Below are 9,678 nucleotides of genomic sequence, written 5' to 3'. Positions count from 1 at the left end.
GGCCCTGTTTTTTTTCTTGGTTTTTCATTTTTTTTTGGGTGTTTAACCACAGCGGGGGTTTTGTTGTGGGGGGTTGTTTTTTTTTGGCCGGCCCCCGCCGGGGGGGGGGGGGGGGGGGCCCCCCCCCCCCCCGCCCCCGTGCACCCGAACGGGTCAGACCTTGGCCTTGCCCAGGATGCGGTTCACTGTTGTCCCGCACACCGGACACTTGCCCTTGGCCATGTTCATTCCGGTCTTCGAGACCTCGACGTGCCCCTCGAAGTCCCGCTTCTCCTTGCACTTCACGCAGTAACCGTTGTAGCTCTGGGCCTGGTCGGCCACGGTGCCCCTCCTCGTCTCGTCCGCCGGTCAATACGGTCCCGGCGGGTTGCCCGGCGGCGGGCCACACGGGGCGCCGGCGCTGGGTTTCACTCCGCGGCCACCTTCGTGACCGCTGGTCCGCGGACCCTACCCAGGTCTGGGCAGTTCCATGTCAGCTGTGCATCGACACTGTGAGCAAGTCGACGTCGAGAGTGTGCATGGCGAAATAGGTCGGATAAGTCAGTTTGGCGGGGACACGCCGACCAAACCCTCTCAGCCACCCTTGCGGGTGCCCCCACGCGCGTCTCCAGCGGTGATCACCTAAGTTTGGAGACGAAGCGCTCCGGCCCCGGTGTTCACGAAGGGTGACGAGAGCGCGTGGCGACGCCCTGGTCAAGAAATTTTCAGGACGCTGGGCGACCAATCACCATTTTCTGGGCGCGTGTCGTGCGGTTGACTCTTGCGGACCCCTGGTCAGTACGCATTAGCTTTCTGTCGTGACACGTAGCCGAGGCTGCGCGGGCCAGTGATGGCGGGGACGCGCAAGCCGGTCGTCGAGGTACGGCGCAGTCAGCGCCGACGACGCACGGTGTCCGCGTACCGCGACGGTGAGCGGGTCGTCGTCCTCATTCCGGACCAGTTCTCCCGCGCCGAGGAGAGCGAGTGGGTCGACCGGATGCTCGCCCGGCTCGCTGCCCGGGAGGGCCGGCTGGCCCGCTCCGACGACGAGTTGCTGGCCCGGGCAACCCGGCTCATCGACCTCTACCTCGGCGGGTACGGCACGCGTGCGGTGCCCGCAAGCGTGCGGTGGGTCACCAACCAGAACGGCAGGTGGGGCTCCTGCACGCCCGCCGACCGCAGCATCCGGATCTCCCACCGGGTCCAGGACATGCCCGAGTGGGTGATCGACTACGTGCTGCTGCACGAGCTGGCGCACCTCATCGTGCCGAGCCACAACTCACGGTTCTGGGCGTTGGTGGGTCGCTACCCCAAGGCGGAACGCGCCCGCGGCTACCTCGAAGGTGTCGCCGCCGCCTCCTGCGCCCCCGTACCCACCTGATCTCCGGCCGCCGCCGGGCCGCAACGGCCGGATGGGCGCGGTGCCTCGCGTCCGGTGGGGCGCTAGGGTCGGGGCATGGCGCGGCGAGTGGTGGTGGCGTTGCTCGGGCCGGTCCAGTGGTCGCCGCCCGGCGTCGACCGGGCGGACTGGCGGGCGGCGCTCGCCGAGGACGTCGTCGACCTGGTCGCCACCCTCAACGAGGTGGAGGTCGCGGTCGCCGTGACCCCGGCCGACCGCGCACTCGCGGACGCGCTGGTCTGGCCGGGAACCGCCGTGTACGAGGTGGCCGAGCCGACGCCGAACGCGGTGTTCGCCGCGTTGGACGGCTACGACCAGGCGGCCGTGCTCGCCGCCGACGTGCCGGACCTGCCCGCGCTGACCATCGGCAAGCTGCTGCGCCCGCTCACCACCAGGCCGGTGGCGGTGGCCCCGGTCGAGGGCGGCGGCCCGGGTCTGCTCGGGGTGGCCGTACGGCTGCCCGTGCCGGAATGGCTGCCCCCGCTGGACCTGGACACGGCGACGCCTGCCGACGCGCGCTCGGGTGCGCCCCGACCGGGGGACGTCGCCGTCACGGCCGGCTGGCGACGGATGCGCGGCCCGGCCGACCTCGCCACCCTGGACCCGGCCTTCGAGGGCTGGGAGGCCACCCGCGCCCTGCTCTCCGGCTCGGGCCGTCCCGCCTGACCGGTCCGGGTGCCCGGCGCCGGACGGCGCGGGCACCCGGTCGGGGCGTCAGGACTTGGCGTCGCCCTCGTCGTCGGTCTCGTCGGGCTGACCGGGAGCCTTCTCCTCGACCCCGCCGGGGGCGGTGAAGTCGAAGTTGTCCAGCTCGCTCAGGTCCATGTCGTTCATCGCGAAGGCGACCGGGTCGGCGAAGTCGTCGTCCGACGGGAGCAGGTCGGGGTGACCCCAGACCGCGTCGCGGCCCTCGATGCCCCGGTGCGTGGTGAGCGCGGCCCAGAGCGCCGCGGCCTCGCGCAGCCGGCGTGGGCGCAGTTCGAGGCCGACAAGCGCGGCGAAGGTCTGCTCGGCGGGACCGCCGGCGGCCCGGCGGCGGCGGAACGCCTCACCCAGCCGCACCACGTTCGGCAGCCGGTCGCTGGCGGCGCTGTCCACCACGTGGCACACCCAGCCCTCGACCAGGGCCAACGCGGTCTCCAGACGGGCCAGGGAGGCCTTCTGCGCCGGGGTGTCCTCCGGGGTGAAGATGCCCTCCAGGGCGATGGCCTGCATCGACTCCGGGTCGGTCGGGTCGACACGGCCCATGGCCTCCTCGATCGCCTCCCGGTTGACCCGGATGCCCGAGGCGTACGTCTCCACCGCGTTGAGCACGTGCCCACGCAGCCACGGGACGTGCTGGAACAGCCGCTGGTGGGCGGCCTCACGCAGGGCGACGTAGAGGCGTACCTCGTCCTCGGGCAGCTCCAGGCCCTCGCCGTACGCCCGGATGTTGGCAGGGATCAGCGCGGCCGTGCCGGCCGGGCCGAGCGGCAGGCCGATGTCGCCGGCGGAGAGCACCTCCGCGGCGAGCGAGCCGAGGGCCTGACCGAGCTGGCCGCCGAAGAGCGCCCCGCCGAGGGTGGCGACCATCGACTGCATCGGGCCGAGCTGGGCGCGCGCCTCCGGTGGCACCAGGTCACCCATCGCGCCGACCATCCGGCTGGCCACCGGGTCGCAGAGCTTGCGCCACACGTCGAGCGTCTTGTAGATCCACTCGTTGCGGTTCCAGGCGACAGGGGTCTGGATGCCCGACGGCCACGCGGAGGCCGGCTCCAGCCACAGGTCGGCCAGGCGCAGCGCCTCCTCGACCGCGTGGCGCTCGTACGGTGACACCGCCGGGTCGCCGGCGGCCGCGAGCTGGCTGGCCGCCACCTGACGGGCCAGGTCCCAGTTCACCGGCCCGCTGCCCGGTGCGGACAGCAGGTGCTGCAGCTGCGACATGAACTGCTGCATCTGCGCGGGATCGTTGGGGTCTGGTGGTTGCCCACCCGGGAGCGCGAAACCGAACGGAATATCAGGCACGACGTCTACGGTACGCGCGCCACGCCCCAGGTCGTCGCCGCTGGCGTTGCGCTGAGGGCGAAGTCGCGTGGCGCATCCGACAGTCGGGCGTCGACCGGTCGGTACGCTCTGGCGCATGAGACGTCGTGGCCTGACGGTCCTGCTCGGTGCCCTGTTCACCGCCCTGCTGAGCATCGGGGTGCTCCGGGTGCCGATCCCGTACGTGGTGCTCGGGCCGGGCCCGACGGTGAACACGCTCGGCACCGCCGACGGCAAGGAGGTCATCAAGGTCTCCGGACGGGACACGTCCACCTCGGCCGGGCAGCTCCGGTTGACCACGGTGGGCGTGCAGCCCACGGTGCGGCTCCGGTCGGCGATCGCCGGGTGGTTCTCCGACGACGAGGCGGTGGTGCCGCGCGAGCTGGTCTACCCGCCCGGTGAGTCGACGGAGCAGGTCGAGCAGCGGAACGCCGAGGACTTCAAGGTGTCGCAGACCAGCGCCGAGACCGCCGCGCTCCGCGAGCTTGGTTTCCCGGTGCAGGTGGTGGTCAAGACCGTCGCCGCGGACGGGCCGTCGGCCGGTGCGCTCAAGGCCGGCGACGTGGTCACCTCGGTCGACGGTCAACCGGTGCCGGTGGCCGCGAAGGTCACCGAGCTGATCCGGGCCAAGCCGGCCGGTACGGCGTTGACCATCGGTTACACCCGTGACGGCGTGCCGGCCACCGCGACGGTGACCAGCCGCGAGCAGGACGGCCGGCCGCGGATCGGCGTCGAGATCGACCAGCAGCAGCCGCACCCGTTCACGCTCGACATCGAGTTGGAGGACATCGGCGGTCCGAGCGCCGGCCTGATGTTCGCCCTGGGCATCGTGGACAAGCTGACCCCGGCCGACCTCACCGGCGGGAAGGTCATCGCGGGCACCGGCACGATCGACGACGAGGGCTCGGTCGGCCCGATCGGCGGGATCGCCCAGAAACTCGTCGGCGCGAAGCGCGCCGGGGCGAAGGTCTTCCTCGTGCCGGCGGACAACTGCGCCGAGGCGGTCCGCAATCCGCAGCCCGATCTGCCGCTGCTGCGGGTGGGCTCGTTGGACGAGGCATTGACGGCTCTTGACACCCTCCGTTCGGGGGGTCAGCCGACCCGCTGCTGACCGGTGTGACCGTGCCCCGACACGTTCAGGAAGACCCCGTACTCTGGGTGCCTGGTCGGAGCCGATCACATCGAGCGTGCGGAGCCAACAGTGGTCATGCGTAGCAGCAGCCCCCTACCGAGGATGAGTCGGCGCGGCCGCGTCACCATCGCTGTCCTGGTCGGGGTGTTCGTGCTCTTCACCCTGCTGGGCTGGGGTGTTCAGGCCTGGACCGACTGGCTCTGGTTCGAGGAGGTCCGCTACACCGAGGTCTTCACAGGTGTGCTGCTCACCCGGCTGCTGCTCTTCCTGGTCATCGGCCTCGGCATGGCGGTGGTCGTCGGCGGCAACCTGTGGCTGGCGTACCGGCTGCGTCCACGGTTGCGGCCGCACTCGGTCGAGCAGGCGACCCTGGAGCGCTACCGGATGGCGCTCACCCCGCGCCTGGGCACCTGGATCTCGCTGGCCGCCGCCGTGATCGGGCTGTTCGCCGGCCTCTCCGCGCAGAACCGGTGGAACCAGTGGCTGCTCTTCCGTAACGGCGGCGACTTCGGGATCAAGGACCCGGAGTTCGGTGTCGACCTCGGCTTCTACGTCTTCCAGCTGCCGTTCTGGCGCTACCTGCTCGGGGTCGCCTTCACCGCCGTGGTGCTGGCCGTGATCGGCGCGCTGGCGGTGCACTACCTGTACGGCGGGGTCCGCCTGCAGGGTGTCGGGGACCGGATGAGCAACGCGGCCCGCGCCCACCTGAGCAGCCTGGTCGCGGTCTTCGTGCTGCTCAAGGCCATCGCGTACGTGCTGGACCGGCGGGCGATGCTGCTGGAGTACAACGAGGGCGCCAAGCTGTACGGCGCCGGCTACGCCGACGTCAACGCGCTGCTGCCGGCCAAGGAGATCCTGGCGTACATCTCGATCGTGGTGGCCATCGCGATCATCGTGTTCTCCAACGCCTGGATGCGGAACCTCGTCTGGCCGGGCATCTCGCTGGCCCTGCTCGGTGTCTCCGCGGTGGCGATCGGCGGCATCTACCCCTGGGCGGTGCAGACCTTCGAGGTCAAGCCGAGCGCCAAGGACAAGGAGGCGCCGTACATCCAGCGCAGCATCGACGCGACGCGGGCGGCGTTCGGGTTGGCGGTCACCGAGACCACGCCGTACGCGGCGAACAATCTCACCCCACCGGCGAACCTGGCCACCGACACGTCCGTGGTGTCGAACGTGCGGCTGCTCGACCCGCAGTTGGTGAGCGAGACGTACACCCAGCTCCAGCAGGTGCGGGGCTTCTACGACTTCGGCCCCAAGCTGGACATCGACAGGTACGGGGTGAACGGCAAGACCTCCGACTACGTGGTCGGCGTACGGGAGATCAACTACGGCGAGCTGACCGACCAGCAGAACACCTGGATCAACAGGCACACCGTCTACACCCACGGGTACGGGCTGGTGGCCGCCCCCGCCAACCAGGTGGTCTGCGGCGGGCAGCCGTTCTTCGTCTCCGGCTTCCTCGGCGAGAAGACCCAGGAGGCGTGCTCCTCGCAGACCGAGCAGATCCCGGCCAAGCAGCCGCGCATCTACTACGGCGAGCGGATGGCTGCCGACGACTACGCGATCGTCGGGCAGTCCGACCCGAACAAGAAGGCCGAGTTCGACAGGCCGGTCGGTGAGGGTGGCGGCGAGTCCTACACCTACACCGGTGAGGGCGGCGTGGAGATCGGCTCGTTCCCCCGGCGGCTGCTGTACGCCATCAAGGAGCAGGAGTCGAACTTCCTGCTCTCCGAGGCGGTCAACAAGGACTCCAAGCTGCTGTACGTGCGTAACCCGCGGGACCGGGTGGAGAAGGTCGCGCCGTTCCTCACCCTGGACGGCGACCCGTACCCGGCGGTCGTCGACGGCCGCGTGCAGTGGATCGTCGACGGCTACACCACGGCGGCCACCTACCCGTACGCAGAGCGGGTCAACCTGCAGACCGAGACCACCGACGAGCTGACCAACCGGGGCACCTTCCAGCTGGCCCGGGAGAACGTCAACTACATGCGCAACTCGGTGAAGGCCACCGTCGACGCGTACGACGGCACGGTGAAGCTCTACGAGTACGACGACACCGACCCGGTGCTCAAGGCGTGGAACAAGGCGTTCGGTGGTGACCTGGTGCTGCCGAAGGCGGAGATCCCGGTCGAGCTGAACGAGCACTTCCGCTACCCGGCGGACATGTTCAAGGTGCAGCGCAACCTGCTCACCAAGTTCCACGTGACCAACCCGGGCGACTTCTACTCCGCGCAGGACTTCTGGCAGGTGCCGAACGTGCCTGACGCTCCGGACAGCGGCCAGAAGCAGCCTCCGTACTACCTGTTCACCCAGTTCCCGGGGCAGGAGAGCCCGCGCTTCCAGCTCACCTCCGCGGTCACCCCGAACGGCAGGCAGAACCTCGCCGCGCTGATCTCCGGGTCGTACGTCGACGGAAAGCCCCGGTTGGAGGTGCTGGAGCTGCCGGATCAGACCCGGATCTCCGGTCCGGTGCAGGTGCACCAGCAGATGACGAACAACGCGAACATCCGCCAGCAGCTCAACCTGCTCTCCAGCAACCAGGCGCAGGTGCAGTACGGCAACCTGCTCTCGCTGCCCTTCGCCGACGGCATGCTCTACGTCGAGCCGGTCTACGTGAAGAGCAACCAGCAGGACGCGTACCCGCTGTTGCAGAAGGTGCTGCTCTCGTACGGCGACGGCGGTTCGTTCGTGGCGCTCGCCGACAACATCAACGACGGCATCAAGCAACTTGTCGAGCAGGGTAAGCGGGCCGGACAGGGCACGTCGCCGCCCCCAACCACAGGGGGTAACCCGACCACCCCGACGCCGACCGCCACGCCGACGCCCACGCCGACGCCGAGTGGCACCGCCACCCCGGCGCCGACCGGCGAGCTGGCCGCCGCCGCGGACCGGGTGCAGGCCGCCATCACCGAGGTCCGCGCCGCGCAGGCCTCCGGCGACTTCGAGCGGTACGGTCGCGCGCTCAAGGCGCTGGACGAGGCGCTCACCGCGTTCCAGCAGGCGCAGACCGCCAACCCGGCGGGCGCGCCGAACGGCGGGCCGACGCCGAGCGCCGGCGGCTGACCCGCAACGCCGAACATCCCTCGGAGCCCTCGTCGCCCGACCACACAGGTCCGGACGGCGGGGGCTCCGCCGTGTGCGGACGCCACGCAGGCCTGTCGCCTGTCCGACACCGTTTGTCCTGCTGACCCGCAACCCACGGTGGCGGCCCGCCGTCCTCCATGCAACGGGGCGCGGACGAGGGGGTCAGTCGTGAGGGACGCGCAGAGCTTCGACGAGTTCTATCGCTGCACCGCCCGGCGGACCATGCGGTACGCCTACGCGGTGGCCGGTGACCACACCGAGGCGCAGGACCTGGTGCAGGAAGCCTTCACCCGGGCCTGGCGGCAGTGGGGGCGGCTGTCGGAGCATCCGGCGCCGGAGGCGTGGCTGCGTCTCGTGGTGGCCCGGCTGGCGACCGACCGCTGGCGGCGCCTGCACCGCTGGCGGTCGGTGCTCAGTCGTACCGGGTCGCCGCCGGACGCGCCACCGCCGAGCGAGGACGGGGTGCTCCTGGTTCGCGCGCTGCGCCAACTGCCGCCCACCCACCGGCAGGCGTTGGCCCTGCACTACCTCTTCGACATGTCGGTGGAGGAGATCGCCCGGGAGACCGGTGTCCCGGTCGGCACCGGCAAGTCCTGGCTGTCCCGGGGGCGGTCCCGACTGGCCGCGCTGCTACCCGACCTCGCCGTCGAGAAGCTGGAGGCGAACGATGTCAGCTGAAATCTCCGACCTGTACCGGTCGCTCACCGTCGTCGCCGACGGCATGGAGGTGGCCCACCCTGATCTGGTCCGGCGGCGTGCCGACCGGCGGGCCCGGATCCGGGTCGCCGGCACCGCGGTCGCGGTGGCGGTGCTGATCGGCGGGGTGGCAGTCGGTGGACGGCTCGCGTTGTCGACGGACGGCTCGGCGCCGTTGCCCCCACCCGCGGACACCCCCGGACCGCCGCCGACCTCCTCGACGCCCCGCCCGTCGCCGTCGGTCTCGCCGACGCTGTCGACGTCCCGGTCGTCCACACCGGCGACCAGCACGTCGGTCGGCAGACCGCCGGCCTCGGCGACCGGCCCGGCAGCGGCCCGGCCGCCCACCTCGATCCCCGATCGGGCCTTCTTCAGGCTGGCGGCGGCCAACGAGAGAGGCCTGGAGTCGTGGGCGACGTCGGCGATGCTGCCTCCGCTCTGCGGGGCCGGCTACCCCAGCAACTCGGCGGTGGTCCAGCGTCGCGGCCGGTTCCTGGCCTACAAGAAGCCGGAGCAGCCGGCGGAGAGCGTGCCGGATGGCAGCTACCGGCACACCATCACCATCTACCGCTCCGGCCGCGCCGACGACGCGCTGCGGGAGCTGCGGCAGGCCGTTCGCGACTGCCCCACCCAGAAGCAGTCCGACGACGCCAGGACGTGGCGGCAGCGGCTGTTGACCTCGGGGGAGTACGGCGACGAGTCGGTGCTGTTCGAGATGCGGTCTCCGTACCCGGACGGAATGGGCGAGCCGGGGGCGGACGAGGTGCGGCTGGTCCGGGCGGTTCGGATCGGTGACGTGGTGACGGTGCTCTGGGAGCAGGGTTGGGAGTCCACCACCGCCGAGCGCGCGCAGGTCGACGCCGACAGCCGGCGGGCGGTGGCGGCGATCGAGAACTGGCTCGACTGACAGGAATCGGAGTCGCTTTGCGGTGTCCCGGGTCGGTGCGCTACGGTTAGCGAACCGACGCGGGGTGGAGCAGCTCGGTAGCTCGCTGGGCTCATAACCCAGAGGTCGCAGGTTCAAATCCTGTCCCCGCTACGAGAGAGAAAGCCCGTTTCCGGTTCGCCGGAGGCGGGCTTTCGACATTGCGGAGGTGCGGCGTCCGGCCGGGTCGACCCCGCCGATCATCGTCAAAAGGGATGGGTTAGAGTTAACCAGTCGACGCGGGGTGGAGCAGCTCGGTAGCTCGCTGGGCTCATAACCCAGAGGTCGCAGGTTCAAATCCTGTCCCCGCTACAAGAAGGAAAGCCCGTCTCCGGTTCGCCGGAGGCGGGCTTTCTGCTTTCCCGTCGACATCCGCGAGGGGTGGGGGCCCGGGGGGGGGCCGCCCCGCGGGGCGGGTAGGTGCGGGGGGGGGGGCGCGTG

General features: G+C 70.7%; 8 protein-coding genes and 2 tRNA genes. 8 read left to right on the top strand and 2 right to left on the bottom strand.

What is annotated here, in order from left to right:
* Positions 1-153: 153 nt before the first annotated feature.
* Entirely contained in the window at positions 154-321 is a 168-nt protein-coding gene (locus tag AB0N27_RS29555; protein ID WP_167517324.1) for a DUF5679 domain-containing protein, read from the bottom strand.
* 508 nt (positions 322-829) lie between these two features.
* On the opposite strand from AB0N27_RS29555, the gene AB0N27_RS29550 reads away from it, so the two are divergent.
* Positions 830-1,360 (top strand): M48 family metallopeptidase, encoded by a 531-nt coding sequence (locus AB0N27_RS29550; protein WP_364376947.1) that lies wholly within the window; start codon positions 830-832, stop codon positions 1,358-1,360.
* A gap of 75 nt (positions 1,361-1,435) precedes the next feature.
* Entirely contained in the window at positions 1,436-2,044 is a 609-nt protein-coding gene (locus tag AB0N27_RS29545; RefSeq protein WP_364376944.1) for a hypothetical protein, read from the top strand.
* Positions 2,045-2,092: 48 nt separating this feature from the next.
* On the opposite strand, the gene AB0N27_RS29540 is transcribed toward AB0N27_RS29545, so the two are convergent.
* Positions 2,093-3,382: a zinc-dependent metalloprotease gene (locus AB0N27_RS29540; protein ID WP_364376941.1), complete on the bottom strand. Its 1,290-nt coding sequence runs from the start codon at positions 3,380-3,382 to the stop codon at positions 2,093-2,095.
* Positions 3,383-3,497: 115 nt separating this feature from the next.
* On the opposite strand from AB0N27_RS29540, the gene AB0N27_RS29535 reads away from it, so the two are divergent.
* From AB0N27_RS29535 to AB0N27_RS29510, 6 genes are all read left to right on the top strand, one after another.
* Positions 3,498-4,511 (top strand): PDZ domain-containing protein, encoded by a 1,014-nt coding sequence (locus AB0N27_RS29535; RefSeq protein ID WP_364376938.1) that lies wholly within the window; start codon positions 3,498-3,500, stop codon positions 4,509-4,511.
* 96 nt (positions 4,512-4,607) lie between these two features.
* Positions 4,608-7,595, top strand: a complete 2,988-nt coding sequence (locus tag AB0N27_RS29530) for a UPF0182 family protein (protein WP_364376935.1) — start codon at positions 4,608-4,610, stop codon at positions 7,593-7,595.
* 189 nt (positions 7,596-7,784) lie between these two features.
* Entirely contained in the window at positions 7,785-8,294 is a 510-nt protein-coding gene (locus tag AB0N27_RS29525; protein WP_364376932.1) for a SigE family RNA polymerase sigma factor, read from the top strand.
* Positions 8,284-9,219 (top strand): hypothetical protein, encoded by a 936-nt coding sequence (locus AB0N27_RS29520; RefSeq protein WP_364376929.1) that lies wholly within the window; start codon positions 8,284-8,286, stop codon positions 9,217-9,219. Before AB0N27_RS29525 ends, AB0N27_RS29520 begins: the two co-directional genes overlap by 11 nt.
* Before the next feature lie 58 nt (positions 9,220-9,277).
* Positions 9,278-9,351 (top strand) — tRNA-Met (locus AB0N27_RS29515).
* 124 nt (positions 9,352-9,475) lie between these two features.
* Positions 9,476-9,549: transfer RNA gene (locus tag AB0N27_RS29510), tRNA-Met, on the top strand.
* Positions 9,550-9,678 lie beyond the last annotated feature (129 nt).

It is taken from the genome of Micromonospora sp. NPDC093244, from assembly GCF_040683695.1.
Taxonomy (GTDB): domain Bacteria; phylum Actinomycetota; class Actinomycetes; order Mycobacteriales; family Micromonosporaceae; genus Micromonospora.
Note: the sequence above shows the minus strand (reverse complement) of the source record. Positions and strands in the feature narration are given on the sequence as shown.

Bases quoted from the DNA above. Each gene is read 5' to 3' on its own strand.
- AB0N27_RS29545 (WP_364376944.1), top strand. From the start codon at position 1,436: ATGGCGCGGCGAGTGGTGGTGGCGTTGCTCGGGCCGGTCCAGTGGTCG.
- AB0N27_RS29550 (WP_364376947.1), top strand. From the start codon at position 830: ATGGCGGGGACGCGCAAGCCGGTCGTCGAGGTACGGCGCAGTCAGCGC.
- AB0N27_RS29530 (WP_364376935.1), top strand. From the start codon at position 4,608: ATGCGTAGCAGCAGCCCCCTACCGAGGATGAGTCGGCGCGGCCGCGTC.
- AB0N27_RS29520 (WP_364376929.1), top strand. From the start codon at position 8,284: ATGTCAGCTGAAATCTCCGACCTGTACCGGTCGCTCACCGTCGTCGCC.
- AB0N27_RS29535 (WP_364376938.1), top strand. From the start codon at position 3,498: ATGAGACGTCGTGGCCTGACGGTCCTGCTCGGTGCCCTGTTCACCGCC.